Here is a 22,114-nt window from a genome sequence, read left to right on the forward strand (position 1 = left end):
TTTTTGTTTTGTCAATAGTAATAACTAGAAAAGAAAAGTAACTTTAAAGAAACTTACAATCAATCATAAATAATTGAAAACTAACATTCTTTATACACATAAGGATCTTATAGAGAAAAGCAAATCTGGTGACCGGAATTCGCAATATAAACTATATGAACTCTACATAGATGCTATGTATAATGTAAGCATGAGGATATTAGGTATCAAAGAAGATGCAGAAGATATTATTCAGGATAGTTTTGTTGATGCTTTTAAAAACTTAACCGCTTTTAGATATGAAAGTACTTTCGGTTCCTGGTTAAAAAGAATAGTAATTAACAAGAGTATTAATCATTTGAAACTAAAAAAAGTACCTGTCATACCACTAGAGCAACATGAATATTATATAGGCGAAGAGATGAACGAGCCTATTAAAACAATGGATGTAACTAAAATCAAAAAAGGTATAGCACAATTACCAGATGGATACAAACAGATTATTAATCTATACTTAATTGAAGGATATGATCATATTGAAATTTCGGAAATACTAGAAATTTCTAGTTCTACATCCAAATCACAATATCATAGAGCTAAGAAAAAACTAATTCAGATTATAAATACACTAGAATAAGATGGATGATTTTGAAAAATATATCAAAGAAAACAAACTTCTTTTTGATGAGCATAAACCAGATAGGACAAAGCTTTGGTCGCATATTGATGTAGAACTTAATGCAGATTTTAAAGAAGAAACTGTTACATTTTGGCGATCTCCGATGATCAAAATAGCCGCAGCTGTAGTTATTTTGATTGGAGTATTTTCTTTGACTACTATTTTTACAGCTGCAAATGAGTCAAATGATTTTGCCAATCAAGAATTAAACGATATTGACACTTACTACAAAAACTTGGTTTCATTTCAGGTAGAATTAGTAAAAAACAATGCTAAACTTTCTGAAGAGGATAAAGAAGAGTTCCTCTCTTTTATGGATGAGCTAGACAAAGAACATCTTTTATTAAAAGAAGAAATGGCTGCTAACCTTAATAATGAATACATTCTGGAAGCCATAATACAGAATTACAAAAAAAGAATTGAATTAATAGAAAATCTTTTAGAACAAATTAAAGATTCAAAAAAATCCGATGATAATGAAGGATACATTTTATAAAAAAATATTTCTCCTAGTATTGATATTAAACATTGGGTATAATATTAATGCACAAGAAGAACTATCTAAATCAATTGAAAAGGTTTATGATTTTACCAATGCAGGAGAACTACAACTAGAAAATAAATATGGTAACATTATTATCAACGGATGGAGCCAAAATAAGATAGAGGTTGCTATAGATATTGTAGTTAACAAAAAAGATAAAGATGAAGCCGAAGATCTTTTAGCAAGAATAAAACCATCTATAACAACTGTAGGTCAATCAATTATCATATTTTCTAACATTGAAGAGAAAAGTGACAGCTTTTTCTCCAAGGTATTCAATCGTGTAAACCCTTTTGATTTTGACAAAGGAAGCATCCAAATAGACTACCAAATCAGCCTACCCACTAATGCAGAGATTCAGGTAACAAACAAATTTGGAGATATCATTATTAATGATTGGAATGGAAAGTTAAAAACAAATTTACAACATGGTGATATGTGGATTAATAACGATATTATTAATGCTAATATCGAAATGAAATTTGGAAAGCTACAAACCAAGTCTATCACATATGGAAAGATAAAATTAAAAAACAGCGAATTTGATCATAAAACTTCTAAAGATCTCAGAATTATAAGTAGTGGATCTACAGTTGCTATTGACCAAGTTATCAATCTTGAAATTTTCTCTAGTAAAGATAAAATTACTATAGAAAATATTGAAAGGATAAAAGGAGAACTCAAGTTTTCAAATATAGTACTTGAAAACTTAAAAAACGACGTAGATCTCATAATGGATGTAGCAGATTTTAAAGTAAATAAAATTATTAAACCCGACACAAACATTAATATTGACCAAAAATCTTCTGAGCTAGATATTAATGTCTCAGGTCTTAATTTCGATTTTAGTGCTTCCTTAGAACAAGGACTATTAAGAATTCCTAAAACATTCAAAAATATTAAAAACAACGTAATAGATAGTAAGAAAAGATTAAGAGAAATAAAAGCTAATTACGGAATCGATTCCAATAAAGGTACTTTTAATATTACCGGCAAAAAAGGAGTAATCATATTAAAAGAAGAATAAAACATAACCATTTATCAATTCAATAATCAAATCAATACTCATGAAAAAATCAATCAACTTACTAATTACTTTTCTATTGATTAGTACATATCATATCAATTCTCAAGAATCAACAGATGAAGATTATATAGAATTTAATGACCGTAAAAATATTGTGCACGGAGTCTATCTTGGTTTTAGTGCTAGTTATGGAGAAATTGAAGGAGAAGACACAGCATTAATAGGCCTTAAATTAGCATATGTCGCCAACAGACAATTCGAAGTTGGTTTTGGCATGAAGGCTTTTTATTCTCAACAAAATCTACCAGGAATATCTATTTCTAATGATGAAGATTTAATTGGAGGATACGCAGGAATGCACTTAGAACCCATATTATTCAGTAAATCAAGAGTAAATCTATCATTTCCTTTACTAATTGGATTTGGAGGGGTTGGCTATATAGATGGGCAGTTCGATGATAACGATGAATTTAACGAGAATGATTATGACTGGGATGCAGTGTTTGTTGCTGAACCTGGAATAAACCTTCTATTTAATGTATCCAGGTTTCTACAATTGGAAGCCGGGGTAAAATATAGATTCTCGAGTAAATTTAATATCCATCCTAGTGGTATAGATCGAATCAATGGATTTTCTGCAGGAATAGGAGTAAAAGTTGGAGTTTTTAATCTTGGTAAAAACAGATATAAGAAAAAAGCTCCGAAAAGAGAATAGAAAAAGTTAAAGTAAAGCTTAGGTTAATTAAACCTCAAATAAATAGAATTTATGAAATTTAAAGAAAGTGTTTTAATAATTTTAATTATCCTTATCACTCCTCAAACATATTCTCAAGAAACTAAAAATCAAGATTATATAGAGTTTAATGATAGAAAAAACATTGTACACGGAGTATATCTTGGCTTGGACTTTGGCTATGGTCAAATTAAAAAAAATGAAACTACCTCTATGGGAATTAAGTTAGCATATGTTGTTAACAAAAAAATGGAGATAGGAATAACTACAAAGGCACTATATTCTGATTTAAGATCTGTAGATCGTTCTTTTGGAGGAGATTTTGATTTATTAGTTATTTATGGTGGCCTTCATTCAGAAAATATACTGCTTAGCACATCTAAATTCAATTTCTCTTTTCCATTTTTAATTGGTATCGGCCACATACAAGTTTCTGGTCCACAATTAAAAAATACTGATATCACATTAATCGCAGAACCAGGGGTAAATATCTTGTATAACCTATCGCGATATGTACAATTTGAAGCTGGTATAAAATATAGAATTTCATCACCAATCGATCCGATTCCAAATATTCTAGATAACATTAATGGATTTTCAATTGGTTTAGGTGTTAAAATGGGAGTTTTTAATCTAAATAAAAACAGATATAAGAAAAAAGCCCCAAAAAAATAATTTCTAAAAAAAGATCTATTAAACACCCACTATCAATTAACTACAGATAAAAAAAGTATTTAAAAATATCTAAAAAACAAGTTATATATAATTAGGCATAAAAATTGATACTATGAATTTGTATAAAAAAGAAATGTTACCAAAGCCCCAAATGAAAACTAAAGTTATTGTAAAAACCAAAAAAATTGATACTAACTATGTATTTTCAGAGAACAGCCAAGTATATCTTAAACGCAAATCAAGTGTTAAATCCACAAATAGTAATTCTTTATACTCCCAAGAATGGTATCCCATTAGTTTTTGCTGGAAACCTTAATTAAAAGCAGGAATGCCCTTTGGTTTTCAAAGTATTTATTTTAATAATTAAATAACATTTGTATACCTATATTGTCTGTAGATTTATAGCATAAAATTGCTGTAACAAATTTTGTACTTTATAGTCTCCTTAGTATACCTATCTGAAAAACATATCTTTTGAAAAAAAATATCTCTATTAATACACTGCTAGTAATGCTATGCACACTAGTACATTATTCCTCTATTAGCCAAGAAAAATTTACTATTAATGGCACTATAACTGAGCAATCCAGTAATGAAACCTTAATCGGCGTTAATGTACTCTTTCCTGAAATTGGTAAAGGAGTTGTAACCAATGAATATGGATTTTACTCCATTACCTTACCTGAAGGAACTTACAAGCTACAAGTTAGTTACTTAGGATTTAAAGATATTATTCAACAAATTACTCTTAATGAGGATAAAAAATTGAATTTTCAATTATCAGAAGCTTCAGAAATGTTAGATGAAGTAGTGATTACAGAAAATGTAGAAAAAGTAAACATTAAGAATCCGCAAATGAGTCTTAACAAACTAACGTCTGGAACTATTAAACAAATTCCAGTGGTTCTTGGTGAAGCGGATGTCATTAAATCTATCATACTACTACCAGGTGTAACAAGTGGTGGCGAAGGTGCTTCAGGATTTAACGTTCGTGGCGGTGCCGCAGATCAAAATCTAATTCTATTGGACGAAGCAACAATATTTAATTCCTCGCACCTTTTTGGATTCTTTTCAGTTTTTAATCCAGACGCCATAAAAGATATCAAACTCTATAAAGGAGGCATTCCTGCAAAATATGGAGGTCGTGTGTCCTCTGTACTCGATATTTATCAAAAAGAAGGAAATAGTAAAGAATATCACCTTAATGGAGGGCTTGGTCTCGTATCCAGTAGGTTATTAGCAGAAGGACCTATTGTAAAAAATAAAGGAGCATTTCTGGTTGGAGGTCGAGCATCATACGCACATCTTTTTCTACCTTTAGTTGATGATGGCAATGACAATGTTGCCTACTTTTATGACCTCAACGCAAAATTGAACTATAAAATTAATGAGAACAACAACATCTTCCTTTCTGGGTATTTTGGACGAGATGTATTCTCCATTAGCGAAAGTTTTAGAAATACTTATGGTAATACAGTCTTAAATCTAAGATGGAATCATCTATTCTCTGACAAACTATTTTCTAATTTATCCTTAATATATTCAGATTATTTTTATGGCTTAGAACTTGATTTTGTTGGTTTCGAATGGGACTCCGGTATTAGAAACTTTAATGTAAAATATGACTTAAAACATTACCTAAGTGATAATTTTCAGCTTAATTATGGTATAAACGATATTTACTATCGTTTTAATCCAGGTGAGATCAAACCAAATAGTCAAGACTCCGGAATTATAAGAGATAAACTTATTGATAAATATGCAAATGAATTAGGAGTATATATAGACGCCGAGCATAAAATTTCGAATAAGTTATCTTTACAATATGGAGTAAGGCTCAGTAACTTCACCAGATTAGGACAAGACGAATTGAATATCTACGAAAATGACAATCCCCTATTATTTAATGAAGAACTACAGATTTATGAAGCCGCAGATCCAATCGGAACAGAGAGAATTAGTAGAAGTGATCAAATAGAAAATTTCACAAATCTAGAGCCAAGAGTAGCATTGGCTTATGCTTTTAATGATAATACTTCTATAAAAGCAAGTTATAATAGAATGGCTCAATACCTACACCTATTATCCAATACCAGTTCTCCTACTCCACTAGATGTATGGACGCCAAGCGGGAAGTATGTAAAACCTCAATTATTAAATCAATATGCATTAGGTTTCTTTAAAAGTATTAAAGATGATGCGTACTCCCTAGAAACAGAAGTGTTCTATAAAGATATCGAAAACAGGATTGACTATATCGACGGTGCAGAACTTATTGCAAACGATGCTATCGAACAAGAAATTCTTAATGGAGAAGCTCGAGCTTATGGTTTAGAATTATTAATCAGGAAGAATCAAGGTAAATTTAAGGGATGGTTAGCATATACATTATCCAAATCCGAACAAAGAACACCCGGAAGAACACCAACAGAAATTGGTATTAACGATGGACAATGGTATAATACACCTTTTGATAAGACTCATGATATTTCTTTTAACGGAAGTTATGAATTGAATAAAAAATGGAAATTTAATGCTAATTTCCTTTTTCAAACTGGTCAACCTACTAACTATCCAACTGGACAATTTGTATATCAGGGATTAGTGGTACCTGTATATGATGGTTTAAGAAATGATCAGCGCTTACCTTCATATCACCGTATGGATGTTTCGGCTACATTAACACCAAGAAAAAACAAAAACAGAAAATGGCAGGGAGAATGGGTTTTTAGTATTTACAATCTCTATAACCGCAGAAATGCTGCTTCTATAAACTTTAGCCAAAATACAGAAACTAGAGTCAATGAAGCTGTGAGAACTTCCATATTTGGAATAGTACCTGCAGTAACCTATAATTTTAAATTTTAGAAAGATGAAAAAATTACTATATACACTAATCGGACTTACTCTTTTTACGAGTTGTGAAGATGTTATTGATGTGGATGTTCCTAACGGAGAACCTAGATTAGTAATAGACGCTTCTTTTGAAATTTATTTAGACGAAACCCCTATTGATGCAATAGGTGGAGTACGACTTACATTATCAGCTCCTTTTTTTGATGATAATGTCCCTACAGTAAGTGATGCAACCGTATTTATAACCAATCTATCCGACAATTCTATCATTAATTTTGTAGAATCATTAACCGAACCTGGACTTTTTATTCCAGAAAACATTAATATTATTCCGGAATTTGATACAGATTATGAATTAACTGTTATATACGAAGAGGAAACATATAAAGCAACAACTCAGTTGATACCAACCGCTACTATAGATAATATAGAGCAAGGAGACGGAACATTGTTTGATGGAGATGAAACCGAAATTATAGTGTTCTTTACGGATGATGGTAGTCGAGATGATTTTTATTTATTCGATTTTGATTTCAATTTATATCTTCCTAGTGAAGATCGATTCTACCAGGGAGAAGCTTTTAATTTCTCTTATTTTTATGAAGATATGGTAGGAGGCGAAGAAGTAACTATCAAAATTCTCGGGATAGACGAACGATATTATAATTATTCTAACATCTTAATAGAACAAAGCGAACAAGAAGGAGGAAATCCTTTTCAGACACCACCTGTACAAATACGAGGAAATATTATTAATACCACGAATCCTGATAATTTTGCTTTAGGATACTTTAATTTATCTGAAGCAAATCGTTTTCAATTTACTATTGAAGAGTGATCAGGAAAATCAGTATTTTTGAAGCATGACGTTTACCAAGACAACAGAACAAGCTTCAAACTATGATCATCTGGAAAAGATGAACATTTCCGAATTATTATCTAACATCAATAAGGAAGATAAAACTGTTCCAGAAGCCGTAGAAAAATCTATTCCGCAAATCGAAGCATTAGTGTTTCAAATTGTTGAAAAATTAAAAAATGGCGGAAGACTTTTTTATATGGGTGCCGGAACCAGTGGTCGGTTAGGTGTAGTAGATGCTAGTGAATGCCCTCCCACTTTTGGAGTTTCTTATGATCTGGTAATCGGATTAATTGCTGGTGGTGATCCTGCTATAAGGAAAGCTGTAGAGTTTGCTGAAGATAACACGGAACAAGGCTGGAAAGATCTCGAAGATTATCAAATTTCGGAAAAGGATGTTGTTATCGGTATTGCAGCTTCTGGAACAACGCCTTATGTTATTGGAGCTCTAAAAAAGTGCAATGAATCTAACATAATTACTGGTTGTATCACCTGTAATGCAGGAAGTCCATTAGCCGATACTGCGCAATATCCTATTGTGGTTACAGTAGGTCCAGAATTTGTAACTGGAAGCTCTAGAATGAAAGCCGGTACTGCCCAAAAATTAGTCTTGAATATGATATCAACCAGTACTATGATCCAATTAGGAAGAGTAAAAGGTAATAAAATGGTCGATATGCAGCTTAGCAATAACAAGTTGGTTGATCGTGGTACTCGAATGATCATGGAAGAGTTAAAAATTGATCGTTCAATCGCTTCAGAATTATTAGAAAAATATGGCAGTGTTCGTAACGCAATAAACAATTATGGAACCTAAAAGAACTGATAAAGAATTACTGGGTAAAGGAGTACAACGCATGGCGATTGCACTTATATTTATGTTTATTAGTCCAGTTATTATACATTCAGCATTTAAGAATCAAGATCATCCGTACTATATTCCTATTTTAATTTTAGGATTGATTGGAGCAGCTTTTGCTATTTTCATGGCTTTTAGAGGAATAAAAACAATCATGGATTCTATGTTTGGAAAGAAATAGATTCTGTTTTAATGTAATACTACTTATCAAAAACAGAAAAAAGAGTGATCTTATTCCAAAACCACTCTTTCCTAAGATATTATTTAATAAAAGAACTATCCGTATTAGTTCCCCGATCCTGCATCTGCACAATCAGTTGGTAAGGCGTCGTACTCTGCAGAAAATGCACTGTCAGAAATACAATCAAAATCTCTGTATGCTTCAATTAATTCTCTAAGTGATACACATGTAGTTTGACTCGGAGCAGCATCATATGCTGTGATTGCTGTTTCAACAGCCAGTTTAGAAGCCAAAGTCTGATTTTCGCAAGCCACGTCATCTATAAGATCCTGTGCGTCATCACTACCACAAGAGGTCATGAATAAAACAGATGCTACTAACGTTGCTTTTCCTAAGTTCTTCAAAAAATTGTTTTGGATTTTCATTGCTTTTAAAATTTTAATAAATTGTTAAATTGTTCTTAAACTTAACGCTATAATAACAAAATATTGCCCAGCTGTTAACTTTTATTAATTAAGATATTATAGTTCAGATCTGACATCTTTTTCTAAAATCGATACCAATCATATTAACAAAAACATAACACACTGATTTTAAGATTATTCAGATTTGTTTCGCACTACTTATTTAATTTTCATTAACTATTCTCTGATTTTCTATCCGTTCTTTTAGTTCATCGATATATTTCAAAGCATTTTTATTTTCATAATCGGTATATGCTTTTGTTGCCCACTCTATAGCTTTTGTGTAATCCCCTTTAATTTCATTGTAAAAAGCCATATTAAAGCATGCTTGTCCAGCAATTTCAGGATCTGGATTGGATGTTTCTTTCTCCCATAATTCTGCAGCCCCGTCCCACTGTCCGGTTTCTACTTTTCGTTTTGCAATTTCAAAATTAGGTGTGGCTTTTACATAATAATCTCGATATACTTTATCTTTATAAGGCAGTAACCTCAAAGCATAATCGCTTCCAATTTTTTGACTAATCTGTAAGACTGATTGTTTTCTGTTTGTTGCTGCTTCAATTGCTTTTATTGGATTAATACCTCTACCCTTTGATCTTGTTTTCTCATTAACGGAGAGTTGATCACATACCTTTTTACGAATTGGATCATAAATCCTCCATCCGGTCTTGATTCTTGTATCTATATTTACGATATGTTCGATTGCAGGAATTTCTATCCCTAATGGTCCCTCTATCTTTGTATTTTCAACCGTGTAGTTTGCTTTAGCATCGGTATCATATACCGCTAATGTAAAGATAGCATCTACATTATTCTTTTTACATAAACTCTCTATTTGATCCCAACCTAAAGACGAAGGAAAAACGCCTCCACCGGGGTTTTGGTCCAGTTTTATAGGTAATATTACAACTTCAGTAAATCTTGGATTTTGTAATAGTGCTGTTTTTAAAGCAACAATCGCTTGCTCAGCACCTTCTTTATCCAGTTTCTCTCCCTCTATAGATAATATTTTATCTACCTGATCTAATCCACTATTCTCGTCAGATGGTATACTCCTATTAAGGATTCCAATTTTTTTCACTGCTGAATCCAGTGTAACTATTGGAGGTTTAATCACCTCTGTTTTTAATGATTTTTTACTACCACATCCTATTATTATTGTACACAATAATGTGAAAGTAATTGTTTTAACTGTGAGTATATGTTTCATATTTTTACGAATTATAGGGTGTTAAATTAATATAATATTACCACCTAACAAAAACAGAAAGAGCGGTTTTCCCCAAAACCACTCTCCCCTAGAGATATTCAAATAAACCAATCTAATTAGTTGCAAATGACCAAGTATTTCCACTCATCTGAACTCCTACTCTTAAATCATCTTCTCCTACAACAATGCCGTCTGAAGATGAACCTGTAGAAGCTGAACTAAAAGTTCCGTTAGAACCAGTTATAAAAGTGATTCCTGTTAAAGAAGGAACTCCATCACTAAAACTAACTGTGTACGTATTTCCGGATCTTGATAACGTTGCTGTTCCGCTAGTATTTTCAGTGATTCCTGATCCATCTACTGGATTATATCCTAAAACACCAGTATAAGATGTTAAAAGTGTTGCAGGAAGTTCTACAAAACCAACTTCGGTTCCATCATCATCACTACCACAAGATGCCATAAATAAGATAGATAAAACTAATACTACTTTATTTACGTTTCTAAAAAAAATGTTCTGAGTTTTCATTGCTTTTAATTTTAAAATGAATTGTTAAATCGGTTATAAACTTAAAAGTCTTATCATCAAATAAAGTCTACCTGAGGACATTCGAGTGAATTTTGTTGACCAACAGCTAATCTGAAAGGAGTAATGCAATTCCTCTATGTTTTTTAGATTATAGCTGAACAACTTACTATGAAACAGGTAACTTATCTTATTACATATTAGTTATTTAAGTTTTCTATTTATTTAAGACCACAAAATCTACTACAAACATCCTTGGATAACTACCATTCGTCCTCATCCTCTATTTTATAATAACACTTAGTATTAATTTAAGAGAACAAATAGAGTATTCTCTATGGCAACACAAAAATACTATGGCAACAGATACACAAGTACAAATATTTATAGACGGCGAAAGAATTCCAGCATTCCAAAATCTATCATTACATCAGGAAATTGATGCGCATCATAGTTTTGAGTTAACCTGTAGAAAAGATGTACTAGACACCATCACGGACAGTATTACAGGAGAAAGTGCTAATTTTCTAGGAGCAGTTTTTCTTTTGAAAATTCAATCAGTCAATGGTTTTGCTGATGATGAAATATTAGAATTTAAAGGTATTGTAACTACTGTAAATACAGTTAAAGGGTTCTATCAAAAAACTGGTGACCTAGTTCACATTTTAGGTAAAAGCTGTAGCATTATTGCAGATGACGGACCTCATTATACTTCTCATCAGGATATAGGAATATCAGAAATTTTAGAAAAAACATTCTCAGGTTACGACAAAGGTATTTTGCAATGCAATATCTCTCCAAAAAAAGCAACTCCAATTCATTACAGCGTACAACAAGAAGAGAGTGCTTTTCAATATGCGAGTAGATTAGCAGCCCAATATGGTGAATGGTTTTATTATAATGGAACTAAATTAGTTTTTGGAAAACCTGAAGGCAAAGACCCCGTAAAATTACACTATGGATACGATCTTCTTGAATTATCAATGAAACTAGAGGCTATTCCAAATAACTTTAAGTATTTCACAAATGATTATTTAACAGATGCTTTTCATGAAGTAAAAACAAAAGAATTAAATTCTAATACAAAAGGATTTATATCCACTGTTAGTCAAAAAAGCGATAAACTATTTCGGAAAGAAACACAGGTTTTTGTGAGTGCTCATGATGATCCACAAATGAAATCCAGAATTGATGATCAGATATTACATCAAAAACAAGCTAATGAAGTTAATCAAGTAAAAGTAACAGGAAAAAGTAGCAATCCTAGTATTACAGTTGGTAGTACTATCTTAATAGACGGAGAAACCTCTTCATATGGTGGTTATAGAATTACCAAAATAAAACACAGTTGTACTGAAAATGGCAGATATGAAAACACTTTTGAAGCTGTTACTGCAGAAACTGATGCCTATCCTAAAACTTCTATTAAAGCATATCCAAAAGGTAAATCACAAACCGCAGTGGTTGTAGATAATGTAGATCCTGAAGGCATGGGGCGTGTAAAAATACAATATGCCTGGCAAAAAGAAACAGGAGAAACTTCGCCCTGGATCCGACAGGCCAGTCTCGCCGGAGGACCTGGACAAGGAATGTATTTTGTACCGGAAAAGGGAGACGAAGTTATTGTTGATCACGAAGGTGGCAATGCAGAAACACCTATTGTAAAAGGTAGTGTAACCAATGCTTCTTCTGTACCAGAAAGTTTTAAAAGTGGTAACAATCATTTAAAAGCGATAAAAACCCGAAGTGGAAATCAAGTAACACTTAATGATGCAGATGGCAGTGTAACTATAGCAGATCCTAGCGGTAATACTATTGTGATGGGCGGTAATGGAGAAATCACAATCAACGCACCTAATAAAATCACCTTCTCCTCTACCGATATTGCAATAGAAGCAAGTAATGATCTAACCGTGAACGCGGGGAATAATATTACATCCACGGCGACAAAAGATATAAGTTCCAGTGCGGGAACTAATCTTAGCATAAACGCGGGCAGTGATTTAAAAGCTAAAGCTGGTTCTAAAGCTTCTTTTAAAGGTGATAAAAGCGCCACAATATTTGGGAAACGAGTATCTATAACCGGTATGATTATGACCAATATACAGAGTGGTGCCATTATGACTATAATTACGGCAGGAGTATTAAACATTACCGGAGCAGCTAAAAACCTAATTAATGGAGCTAAGGTTAAAGTTCTTGGTGGTAAAGTGGAAATAAATTAAACCTATGCTGGCAACAATACAACAAAAAAGTCTTTTGCTCTCGGAAAATACAGATACCATCTTATATGATTTTGGAGTGGTTCAACAAGTAATTTCACCAGAAGAAACTACAAAAAACAAAATCACGGCAACGGTCGAAAAAACGTTCGTAAAAAAAGATCAATTGGGTTATTTATACAATGTAAAAATAAGTAACCGATCTCAGAGCAATATAGATGATATGTTTGGACTTGAGCAAGAGCTAGCTTTTCTCCAAAAAAACATAGTACTATATACAGATACTCATGGAGAAATCATTACAATTCTTAATAGAGGTCAAATTGCAGAGGATTGGTACGATCAAGCAAAGCGAATCAAAAAAGAATTTAATTATTTAATTCCGGAAATTCAGAATTTCTTATCAGGAATTGATTCACTAATAGATGATGATAAATCCTTCGTTGCTCTAATTAAAAAGTCAGAAATATACAGTGTGTTATTCCCTCCTATTTATAATCAGGAGCTTATGAAAAAAATCACTATTGAACAGCAAAAAGATTTTGATAACTTTTTTGATACTACAACACTTCCCTTCCGTATAGATACTGCTATAACAGGAATCCATGCAGATACAAAAGGAAAACAATTGATACGTTCAGGAAAGATCGATAAAGCTAGGTTTAACAAAGAAGTTGCCAGTAAATTGTTTGCTAAATCTTATGGAGTACACGAATACGCTTTGAACTTTGAAGCTTCCTACCTAGAAACCTTTGATCTTGATCAAAAAAATCAAATAGATAAAGCCAACGCTATGTTAGGCGTAAAAGTAAATGATCTATATCAGCTAAAACAAATTAGCAAGCTTAAGAAAAAGAGATAAATCATGGCTACACAGAAAAAAGAAGATCAAAAACATTTTACACCTAGCAATTCTCTAATCGAATGTACAGGCTGTCCTTGTGGAATCTCTAATTTGATTTCTACCACTCCAACAGTGTTTGTTAAAAAAAAGCCAATGGCCACGATTAAAGATGGCTTACCATCTAGTTTTTTACCTTTCCCTACCTGTTCATTAAGTCTTACGAATACTTGTATTCCTGCTCCTATTGGTGAATGGGAAACTCAAGGTGAGTTGAAAAAAATAGATATCGAAAGACAAACTCCTATTATAGAAGGAAATCGTATCAAATGTCAAGCACAAACAGGGATAGGTACAATAACAATTTCGGAAAAAACCAGTACACCACCTCCTCCAGAAAATGTTGTTGATAAAGCACAAAACAAAATTAATAAAGCTGCTAATTCTGTAACTAAAAAAATCACTGAGGTCGCTCAAGATGCTAGTGATGCAATCAACGATATCGCTGGAGGTGCTAAAAAAGTAGGAGGTTTTTTAAAAAACGAATCCATACAAGGAGCCGTATCAAACACAAGTAATTTTGTTGATAACGTAGATCGAAAAAAAGCGGAGCTTGATGCTACTGTGGGAAATATAAATATTCGATTAGAAAATCTGAGAAAAGAGCTAAAAGAATTGATTACTGGAGAACAACAAGAACTTCAGGATTTAATGACCGTGCAAGACAAAAGTGCTCCTAAAGATGATAATGCTAAAACAGAAGAAGAAAACGCCGTACCAGAATCTAATGAAGAAAATAAAGCCGAAGAAGAAAAAGAAGAGTTAAAGTACAATCAAGATTTTTTTGATCAAGCAAATCAAGAAAGTGTAAATGCTTTTTTAAATAGTATTGAAGAAGATGTAAACACTCTTACAGTATCTTCTGAGGCAGGAAAAACACCAAGAAATTTTGAAACAATAACAGCAGAAAACTCTTCTACCCGCCTTTTCACAGATGAACCTCCTAGTACAAATACAAAAAACAATAATTCGACTAGTGGTGCAGAAACTGCGAATAATATAGTTTCTTCGAAATCAGATAAAGAAAATCTAGAAGAGATATTGAATAATAATGAGAAAAGTGATAAACACTACACAGATATTGCAAATTCTCAATATACAGAAGCAAATACTACGCTTGGTAATTATGATGCCGAACCTTTGCCACAAGATGAAGAATCTTTACAAGCATTAGCTTTACTAAACAGACTTACGGATCCTAATCCTCCTACGGACTCATCAACGATTATATTAAATGCTCTTCCTGCTTCTAATAAAAATAATCAATCTAGTAATCCTTTTGAGGCAAGAATTAACGAAGAAAAAACAGAACTAAACACCAAAGTACAAGCAGAAATTGATGAAGTCCTGAATGAAATTAAATACCTGGAAAGAACGCAAAAATACCAACAAGAATCAAAAGAGTTACAAGAAGATATTGACAGAAGTGCTGCTGCTTTAGATGTCTTAGGAGACTTTGATGCCTTTATAGATGGTATTGCAGCAAAGCATTTGGGTAGACTTGCAGGAAAATATAAACAAGTAATGGATCAGATGGGTAAAAATATGTCTCGTCTAAATGATTCTCTTAGAGGTACCAGTTTTATGACTGGTGGTTTTAAAGCTGGAGATGTTGTTACTCATGCTCCTGATCTACCAAAAGAAAAAGAAGAAGAAAAAGAGGAAGATACGGCTACACCTGTATTACCGCCACCTGTTACTATAGTAGATCCACCACCAAAAGAAAAAGAACCTGAAGAAGAAACTCCCGAAGAAACGGATGAATGTACATTTACGAAACTAACAGTTATTAAAAACAAAACTCTAGAATATGTAGTTATTGAAAAGGATGGAGATAATATCATACAAGAGCAACCAATAGATAAGCCTATTTCGTTTGTTGCTGGTACTGGAAAGAATACTAAAAAAGATTTTACAATTGAAATTAAAGATTTGTTCCGTACCAGCGAACATAAACAAGATCAACTCTATTATCAAGTAGATGGGGAAACCGAAGTAATTAATTTTCCTGATGGTAACCCTGAACTAAAGTTCGAGATTAATTATAATGATAGATTTTTAGAAGAAAACAGACTTCTAAATAATTTTATGGGGCTTTTATTTCATCCAGGAGGTAACTTGATTAGTGATCAATTTGGAGCTATGCATAGTACCTTATATAATATTCCACTGAGTATACCTTGTGCTCGTATAAATTCGACAATAAACATTAATGTGTTTCCTGATGCCGAATGGAGTCTCGTGTTTTCTGTTGCAATAACATCGCCAATTGCCAGTTCTTTTTTTACTAATAAGGGAAATAAAGCTTTGTACAAAAGTGAATTAGAGAAAGCAGATAAAGTATTTGGTCTTAAAAAAATCTCGATGGGTTCCGGTAAATTAAAAGGAGAGATCAAATTTGCATATGGTGTTACATATAATGGAGGAAAAGACTCTCTCAAACTTGAAGCATCAAAAGTATCAAAAGCTGTAAACATTTTTAGATGGATCTATAAAATTGCGGAAAAAGTAAATGAAATAACTGATAAAATAGTTGTAGATGAAGCCAAACGTAAAACGGGTAAAGCTTACTCCGTAAGAATTATACCTCCTACGGTAAACATTATATGGAAAAATAAAATGAAAGTAGGAGATAAAACTATATTCGATGAAGCAGAAAAACTGACTACAGTTTCCTTTTCTGCAGACCCTTTTCTTGCTGCAGAAATTTTTATCAATCTAGTAAAAACTTCTAGAAAAATGCCAGTGATTACAGTATTAGCAGGTGTCTTCGAGTCATTATCAGATAAGAAAATTGAAGAGATATTAACGTTTAACGTATCTCTTGATTTTAAAATTGCAGGGAACTTTGATGGAAATGATGAAGGTGGAAGATCCGCAAAAATTGAAGTTAGCCCAGCTCTTAAATTCGTTGTAGCCGTTTTCGACAAAGGAACCGCTGGAGGCATTGAATATGAAGCAGGCATAAAGTTAGAGGCCACTCCTGCAGGATCACTAAATATTGCTTCAGTTTTTAGCTATGAGGAAGATCAATGGTATAATCATACAGAAGTAATGTTCAACGGTGTAGAATTTACTTTTATCGTTCACGCAAAAGCTTCAGGAACCGTTAGTATTCTCTGGTTTGACGATCTGGAAGTGGGTGTGAATTTTGAAGAAAAATATTCTAAAAGCTTTTTCGCATGGGATCATCCCTGGAAAAGTGAAAAGAAAGCTATTTTTTAAATATTAAAAATAAATTAAAATTAATAGAGGATTAAAAAGCTTATGAAATGAAATTAATCAACCCTGCATACGGATTAAATATTAGTAGTGTAAATTGTCAAATAGAAATACGTTGTAATGACGTTATTATTTTCGAATATAAAGGAAAAAACTCTGCCAAGAAAAACGGTATTTCACTAAGTATGCCCATAAATCATGTCTTATTAAAAAATGGAGATTTTGATATTAGAGGTACCGTTTTACCAATTTTTGATTCCGAAACTTTAGAAGATAGTTCTTCTTTATCTCTGGAATTATATCTAATGGATTATGTTGCTCCAAAGCAAACCTTAGTTAGTTTACTAAAATTGACAACACCCAGCAAATCTGAATTAAACAATGAAAACACCCCATCCCAACCACTTAAAAGTTTAGAAGGTTTACCCAAGTATGAAATTTATAGTAAATTCAAGGCAGAAGCTCTTCCATTTGAAGAAGAAGGCTGGTTAGGATCTTCCGATTTATCTAAATTGTCTTATCAAAGTCTTTTGGTAAAAACTTATAATTTTTATCGAAAGATCCACACTACCATTTCCAACAAAGAGGTAGACTTATATAATGACATTACCTATGAAAGAGATAAGATAATCGAAAAAGTATACTATTATGGGCCAGAAAAAATTAAGAAAGAAAAGCAAGAAATAAAAGATCTAGTTCAAGAACCTGGCCTTAACTTATTGCCAATTAAGTTTGATGATTTAAAATTAGAATTAATGGGAAATGATAAACTTGTGCGTCTAATTAGGAAAAATAATCTTCCAGTACTAATGTTTTATAATCCTTTAAATAGAAAAACTGTTCAGCTAAATTTTAAACTTCATAAAAAAACTAACAGTTCTGAACTAAGCATAATATAAATATAATAATTCTTTTACTATGAAAACGGCTGTTATAGATAGTTTACAATGTATTGATCTTATGGACCAAAAATTAAGCATTAACGATACCCTTTCTTATTTTCAGGATTTATCAGAACATCATGATTCCGAAATAAAATTATTTAAATCGGATAGTAAGAATTACATAGCTTCATTTAATTGGTATGGAATCAATCAATGGAAGATAGATTGCCCTGTAGAATTATATGAAATCCATAGGCAACAGTATGCCACCACTGAAGAATGTGTGCTCCTCATTAAAAAACTATATCAATATGGAAATTTGGACAATGAAGATAAATTTATTGATGTACCTATACAGCATTTTACCTTAAATGAAATGATAGAATTTAGGCAAGAGGATAAAATGATGTTAAGAGGAGAAGATCCGGATATGACCTCTAGTTCTTCTTCACAATCACCATCTACTATAAAATCATCAAGCCCTAAAACAGATAATGAATCCTCTTTAGTACTGGGAGAACAACTGGACAAAAAACAAGGCAAAGACGCTATTAGCCAAAGACCTAAAAACACTGTGGATATTTCAAAAAAATCAAAACCTATAAAGGAGAAAAGCTTTTTTAGTATTTAACTATATATACGTTAAAAGGATGTAGAGATATAATAATTAAAAAATAAAATATATGGCTGCTAATAAAGAAGAACCCAAAAAAGTCCCTGTTAAGGTTGCTATAAGCGAAATGCAAATCTTGTGTTCTGGTTCAACAACACCTTCTAAATTAAAAGCCAACCCTTCCAATGTACATATAAAGGGTAAACCTATTTTATTAGATAATTCTATTGATTTACAACTAAACATCGAACAATTTGCTAATTGTAACCTTAATCCATTAAAAAAATGTGTATTTGCTTCTTGCAGTCTATGGGATGCCAATATTGAAAACACTACCTCCCTAAAAAACAAACCACTAACCGTAGAGGATACATTAAAATGTGATGCGTATGGAGGTGATATTACTTTTATACCAACTCCTGTCGCTCCAGCCGCTCCAGAAAACATAGTTGATAAAGCGCAGTCCAAAATTAATAAAGCAGCAAATTCTGTAACTAAAAAGGCCACTGAAGTAGCACAGGCAGCTAATGATGCGATTGATGGCATTGCAGATGCAGCCAAAGAAGCTGGCGGTTTTTTAAAAAATGAATCAGTGACAAAAGCATTACAAGGTACCAGTGATTTTGTCGACGATGTAGATAGAAAAAAAGCAGGATTAGATGTCTCTGTTGCGAACTTAGATATTAGGTTAAATAACTTACGGAAAGAGTTAAAACAACTCCTTACAGGTCAAGAACAAGAACTACAAGATTTAATGACCATAGAAGATGTAAACGAAACGCAAGAAAATACAGATACTACTTCTGAAACAATAGAAGAAGAAAATAGGTATAGTCAAGAATATTTTAACGAAGAAAATGAAAGAGCTGTCAATGAATTTTTAACAGGAATCAATAATGATATTGATACCCTTACAGAAAATACTTCTAGGTTAGATACAACAAAAGATTATGATATTATAGTAGATGAAGGATCTGCCAATAGTACCCGATTATTGACAGAAGATCCGCTTCCAGCAACTGCAGAAACAAATAATACACCCTCTAATACAACAAATCCCACCACGAACCCTATACAGAATACAGTAGATCAAATTGATGCTGCCAATAGCACAGTTAGTGAGTTCGGAATTACTGCAATAAACAATGATAATCAAGCAAACGTTAGGCAATCTCTAGCGGTACTTAATGATCTAACCTCAGTATTAAATAACGATATAAACACTTCTAAAAATATAACTGATATTGCTAACGTCCCTACTGTCGAAGAGACTATTAATGTAGAAAGAGACGAACTCAACTCTAGAGTACAAGGAGAAATAAATGAACTACTAAAAGAAATAGAATATGCTGAAAAATCAAAAAAATATAACGAAGAATCCGGGGAGTTACAAGAGGATTTAGATAAAGCATCTGCAACATTAGATATCCTAGGAGATTTTGATGCTTTTATAGATGGTATTGCAGCAAAACATATGGGAAAACTTCTTAAAAAATATAAAGAAGGAATAAATAAGCTCGGTAAAAACATGAACCAACTTAACACATCTATGCAAGGATTAAGTTATGCAGCTGGTGGATTTACCGCAGGAGATGTAATCACTCATATTCCTGAAAAAGACAAAAAAGAAGGAGAAAATGACGAAGACGGTGATGGTACAGGTGTGGCAGGAGCAGGTAATATATTTGGAAGTCTTGATGATGTATTAAACGATAGAAACGAAGAACCACGTATATTAAGAATCTACGCTATCTATGCTCAAGATCCTGAAGAAGGGGAAACATATAAAAAAGGTGATATTGTAACTGCTGATACTATCTTACCTGGTATTAGGGTAGACCTTATTATTCAAGCTAATGGTAAAGCAAATGGAGAAAAGGTAGATCTTAACTTACAAGGTAGAACTTTTCATTACAGACAGGTAGGCAAAGATAAGGATGATACTGATAGGATTATTGAAGATATAACTTTACTAGGGGAAAGTCCGAATTTTAAAAATGGAGAATCTTATGATGTAAGTGATCCTAATTATGCATTAGATACTTCGGGGAAAAGAAAAGAAAAACCATTAAATGATAAAACCGAAATTAAGTTTATTTCCAGATTACCCATCGAAGAAGAAAATGAAGAAGAACTTTTTTAATTCCTAATTAGTAATTCAAAATTATACTATGACTAACAATGCTAACAATATAAACTCAGGAAATTCTGGAACTGTAGTCTGTACTCCAAAAAGAAACTCTACACTAAATAAAGCAGAAGGCCAAATGGCAGCCTGCAAGGGAGGTGTAGTAACGGCCGTTGCTGGTATTTTTTTTGATGGAACAGGGAATAATATGTTTAATGTAGCTTCTACTGAAGATAGAGGAGATAGTTATAATAATGGTCTATCAAACGTAGCCCGTGCTTATGAGTTTTACGAGAGTACATATAATGGTGAAGAAGTAGGAAAAGAATTATCATTTTATATTGATGGAATTGGAACAACCAGAGATCAAGATGATAATGATATTGGATTTGGAACTGGATTTGGAATTACCGGTATAAAAGAACGTGCTAAATTAGCATCTAGACAACTCATAGATACTGTACTTATCAAATCCGAAGAAACTATTAATATGGTAGAACTTACTATTGATGTTTTTGGATTTAGTCGAGGAGCAGCTACAGCCAGACATTTTATTTCTCTAAACTCCAACCCTCATACACCTAGGTCTTCAACAAACCCAATAACAGGTCAATCTTATTCTGAAACTTTTGAGAATTACATGTATTTTCTCTTGAATACTTCAGGAAATAGGCAGGAAATTAAACTAAAAATTAATTGGCGTTTTGCTGGTTTGTATGAAACAGTATCATCTTACGGAATAATAAATTTAGAAGATGATGTCAAACAATTAGGACTAATGGATTTAGATAAAGTTAAAGGCATATTCCATATTGTTGCTGCTGATGAATATCGCGAAAAGTTCTCCATAACTCCTATACTAACGCCACACAGAAAAGATAAAATTACAGCTTTTAGAAGGAGTGAACCAGGTAAAAATGGATATAGACAAACCATAGTAATTCCAGGAGTACATTCTGATATTGGTGGTGGTTACAATCCTGTTGAGGAAGAAAATAATTTAATTCTATACCAAAGTCGTGAGTTTTTTTCTAATAGTAGTCAGGAACCTGAAAGTAAAGCTTTACTAGACAAAATGGAAAAAATTAAAAAACGGTTTATTGATGATGGATGGTATAAAGAACAAACGAATGGCAGTAATGATAAAATTTTTATTGACATTAGAAATACAGGTGGAAATCACTGGCGTTATGTACTATTAGCTTCAAGAAAAACTATATGGAATACCTATAGCTATATACCTTTACACTTTATGACACAAAAAGCCAAATTATGTGGCGTACCATTTGATGATGAAAGTATATATCGCACTTATGATTTTTCCAAATACTCAATACTCAAAAGATCGTATAACACCCTGAAATCAAATGAATTAAAAATTGAAATCAGTAAAGATGAATTAAAAAAATTAAGAAGTATTTATCTGCATTGGTCTTCTCGTTTTAATACGCAAAAAGTACTAGGCATTTCTATAAGTCCTCATTCTCCAAGATTTAACCCTAAAAACAATGAAGAATATCAAAGACTAGTTATCAATAAGCTGTGATGGTTA

General features: G+C 32.4%; 19 protein-coding genes. 16 read left to right on the top strand and 3 right to left on the bottom strand.

Going from position 1 to position 22,114, the window contains the following annotated elements; translation table 11 throughout:
* Positions 1-73 precede the first annotated feature (73 nt).
* The 9 genes from Q0829_RS06090 (at position 74) to Q0829_RS06130 (ending at position 8,392) form a co-directional block, all read left to right on the top strand.
* Positions 74-616 (top strand): RNA polymerase sigma factor, encoded by a 543-nt coding sequence (locus Q0829_RS06090; protein ID WP_298541099.1) that lies wholly within the window; start codon positions 74-76, stop codon positions 614-616.
* A gap of 1 nt (position 617) precedes the next feature.
* A complete protein-coding gene (locus Q0829_RS06095; protein ID WP_298541102.1) occupies positions 618-1,154 on the top strand; it encodes a hypothetical protein in 537 nt (178 codons plus the stop codon).
* Complete coding sequence (locus Q0829_RS06100; RefSeq protein WP_298541105.1) at positions 1,135-2,229, top strand: hypothetical protein; 1,095 nt, start codon at positions 1,135-1,137, stop codon at positions 2,227-2,229. Before Q0829_RS06095 ends, Q0829_RS06100 begins: the two co-directional genes overlap by 20 nt.
* A gap of 40 nt (positions 2,230-2,269) precedes the next feature.
* Positions 2,270-2,944 (top strand): hypothetical protein, encoded by a 675-nt coding sequence (locus tag Q0829_RS06105; RefSeq protein ID WP_298541107.1) that lies wholly within the window; start codon positions 2,270-2,272, stop codon positions 2,942-2,944.
* Between the two features lie 51 nt (positions 2,945-2,995).
* Entirely contained in the window at positions 2,996-3,637 is a 642-nt protein-coding gene (locus tag Q0829_RS06110) for a hypothetical protein (RefSeq protein ID WP_298541110.1), read from the top strand.
* A 510-nt stretch (positions 3,638-4,147) separates the two neighbouring features.
* Positions 4,148-6,505 (top strand): TonB-dependent receptor, encoded by a 2,358-nt coding sequence (locus Q0829_RS06115; protein WP_298541218.1) that lies wholly within the window; start codon positions 4,148-4,150, stop codon positions 6,503-6,505.
* Between the two features lie 4 nt (positions 6,506-6,509).
* Entirely contained in the window at positions 6,510-7,331 is an 822-nt protein-coding gene (locus Q0829_RS06120; protein ID WP_298541112.1) for a DUF4249 family protein, read from the top strand.
* Between the two features lie 25 nt (positions 7,332-7,356).
* The gene (gene murQ, locus Q0829_RS06125; protein ID WP_298541114.1) at positions 7,357-8,169 is read left to right on the top strand and encodes an N-acetylmuramic acid 6-phosphate etherase; all 813 of its coding nucleotides are present in this window, start codon (positions 7,357-7,359) and stop codon (positions 8,167-8,169) included.
* On the top strand, positions 8,159-8,392 hold the full coding sequence (locus tag Q0829_RS06130; protein ID WP_298541117.1) for a DUF6095 family protein: 234 nt from the start codon (positions 8,159-8,161) through the stop codon (positions 8,390-8,392). Before murQ ends, Q0829_RS06130 begins: the two co-directional genes overlap by 11 nt.
* Positions 8,393-8,496: 104 nt before the next feature.
* On the opposite strand, the gene Q0829_RS06135 is transcribed toward Q0829_RS06130, so the two are convergent.
* The 3 genes from Q0829_RS06135 to Q0829_RS06145 form a co-directional block, all read right to left on the bottom strand.
* Positions 8,497-8,817, bottom strand: coding sequence for a hypothetical protein (locus Q0829_RS06135; protein ID WP_298541120.1), 321 nt, complete (start codon positions 8,815-8,817; stop codon positions 8,497-8,499).
* 202 nt (positions 8,818-9,019) lie between these two features.
* Positions 9,020-10,066, bottom strand: coding sequence for a DUF6340 family protein (locus Q0829_RS06140; RefSeq protein ID WP_298541123.1), 1,047 nt, complete (start codon positions 10,064-10,066; stop codon positions 9,020-9,022).
* A gap of 112 nt (positions 10,067-10,178) precedes the next feature.
* Positions 10,179-10,595, bottom strand: coding sequence for a hypothetical protein (locus Q0829_RS06145; protein ID WP_298541126.1), 417 nt, complete (start codon positions 10,593-10,595; stop codon positions 10,179-10,181).
* 353 nt (positions 10,596-10,948) lie between these two features.
* Here Q0829_RS06145 and Q0829_RS06150 point away from each other — a divergent pair, with 353 nt between their 5' ends.
* From Q0829_RS06150 to Q0829_RS06180, 7 genes are read left to right on the top strand one after another with little or no spacing between them, the layout of a single operon-like run.
* Positions 10,949-12,817, top strand: a complete 1,869-nt coding sequence (locus Q0829_RS06150) for a phage baseplate assembly protein V (protein WP_298541127.1) — start codon at positions 10,949-10,951, stop codon at positions 12,815-12,817.
* Positions 12,818-12,821: 4 nt separating this feature from the next.
* Complete coding sequence (locus Q0829_RS06155) at positions 12,822-13,676, top strand: hypothetical protein (protein ID WP_298541129.1); 855 nt, start codon at positions 12,822-12,824, stop codon at positions 13,674-13,676.
* 3 nt (positions 13,677-13,679) lie between these two features.
* A complete protein-coding gene (locus Q0829_RS06160; protein ID WP_298541130.1) occupies positions 13,680-16,940 on the top strand; it encodes a hypothetical protein in 3,261 nt (1,086 codons plus the stop codon).
* A 47-nt stretch (positions 16,941-16,987) separates the two neighbouring features.
* Entirely contained in the window at positions 16,988-17,836 is an 849-nt protein-coding gene (locus tag Q0829_RS06165) for a hypothetical protein (RefSeq protein WP_298541131.1), read from the top strand.
* A gap of 19 nt (positions 17,837-17,855) precedes the next feature.
* On the top strand, positions 17,856-18,452 hold the full coding sequence (locus tag Q0829_RS06170) for a hypothetical protein (RefSeq protein ID WP_298541134.1): 597 nt from the start codon (positions 17,856-17,858) through the stop codon (positions 18,450-18,452).
* A 52-nt stretch (positions 18,453-18,504) separates the two neighbouring features.
* Entirely contained in the window at positions 18,505-20,577 is a 2,073-nt protein-coding gene (locus Q0829_RS06175; protein WP_298541136.1) for a PAAR-like protein, read from the top strand.
* Between the two features lie 28 nt (positions 20,578-20,605).
* The gene (locus tag Q0829_RS06180; RefSeq protein ID WP_298541137.1) at positions 20,606-22,108 is read left to right on the top strand and encodes a DUF2235 domain-containing protein; all 1,503 of its coding nucleotides are present in this window, start codon (positions 20,606-20,608) and stop codon (positions 22,106-22,108) included.
* Positions 22,109-22,114: the final 6 nt, after the last annotated feature.

This window comes from uncultured Aquimarina sp. (assembly GCF_947492405.1).
Taxonomy (GTDB): domain Bacteria; phylum Bacteroidota; class Bacteroidia; order Flavobacteriales; family Flavobacteriaceae; genus Aquimarina.

Coding starts and splice junctions, on each gene's coding strand:
- Q0829_RS06095 (WP_298541102.1), top strand. CDS start 618: ATGGATGATTTTGAAAAATATATCAAAGAAAACAAACTTCTTTTTGAT.
- Q0829_RS06100 (WP_298541105.1), top strand. CDS start 1,135: ATGAAGGATACATTTTATAAAAAAATATTTCTCCTAGTATTGATATTA.
- Q0829_RS06105 (WP_298541107.1), top strand. CDS start 2,270: ATGAAAAAATCAATCAACTTACTAATTACTTTTCTATTGATTAGTACA.
- Q0829_RS06110 (WP_298541110.1), top strand. CDS start 2,996: ATGAAATTTAAAGAAAGTGTTTTAATAATTTTAATTATCCTTATCACT.
- Q0829_RS06115 (WP_298541218.1), top strand. CDS start 4,148: ATGCTATGCACACTAGTACATTATTCCTCTATTAGCCAAGAAAAATTT.
- Q0829_RS06120 (WP_298541112.1), top strand. CDS start 6,510: ATGAAAAAATTACTATATACACTAATCGGACTTACTCTTTTTACGAGT.
- murQ (WP_298541114.1), top strand. CDS start 7,357: ATGACGTTTACCAAGACAACAGAACAAGCTTCAAACTATGATCATCTG.
- Q0829_RS06130 (WP_298541117.1), top strand. CDS start 8,159: ATGGAACCTAAAAGAACTGATAAAGAATTACTGGGTAAAGGAGTACAA.
- Q0829_RS06135 (WP_298541120.1), bottom strand. CDS start 8,817: ATGAAAATCCAAAACAATTTTTTGAAGAACTTAGGAAAAGCAACGTTA.
- Q0829_RS06140 (WP_298541123.1), bottom strand. CDS start 10,066: ATGAAACATATACTCACAGTTAAAACAATTACTTTCACATTATTGTGT.
- Q0829_RS06145 (WP_298541126.1), bottom strand. CDS start 10,595: ATGAAAACTCAGAACATTTTTTTTAGAAACGTAAATAAAGTAGTATTA.
- Q0829_RS06150 (WP_298541127.1), top strand. CDS start 10,949: ATGGCAACAGATACACAAGTACAAATATTTATAGACGGCGAAAGAATT.
- Q0829_RS06155 (WP_298541129.1), top strand. CDS start 12,822: ATGCTGGCAACAATACAACAAAAAAGTCTTTTGCTCTCGGAAAATACA.
- Q0829_RS06160 (WP_298541130.1), top strand. CDS start 13,680: ATGGCTACACAGAAAAAAGAAGATCAAAAACATTTTACACCTAGCAAT.
- Q0829_RS06165 (WP_298541131.1), top strand. CDS start 16,988: ATGAAATTAATCAACCCTGCATACGGATTAAATATTAGTAGTGTAAAT.
- Q0829_RS06170 (WP_298541134.1), top strand. CDS start 17,856: ATGAAAACGGCTGTTATAGATAGTTTACAATGTATTGATCTTATGGAC.
- Q0829_RS06175 (WP_298541136.1), top strand. CDS start 18,505: ATGGCTGCTAATAAAGAAGAACCCAAAAAAGTCCCTGTTAAGGTTGCT.
- Q0829_RS06180 (WP_298541137.1), top strand. CDS start 20,606: ATGACTAACAATGCTAACAATATAAACTCAGGAAATTCTGGAACTGTA.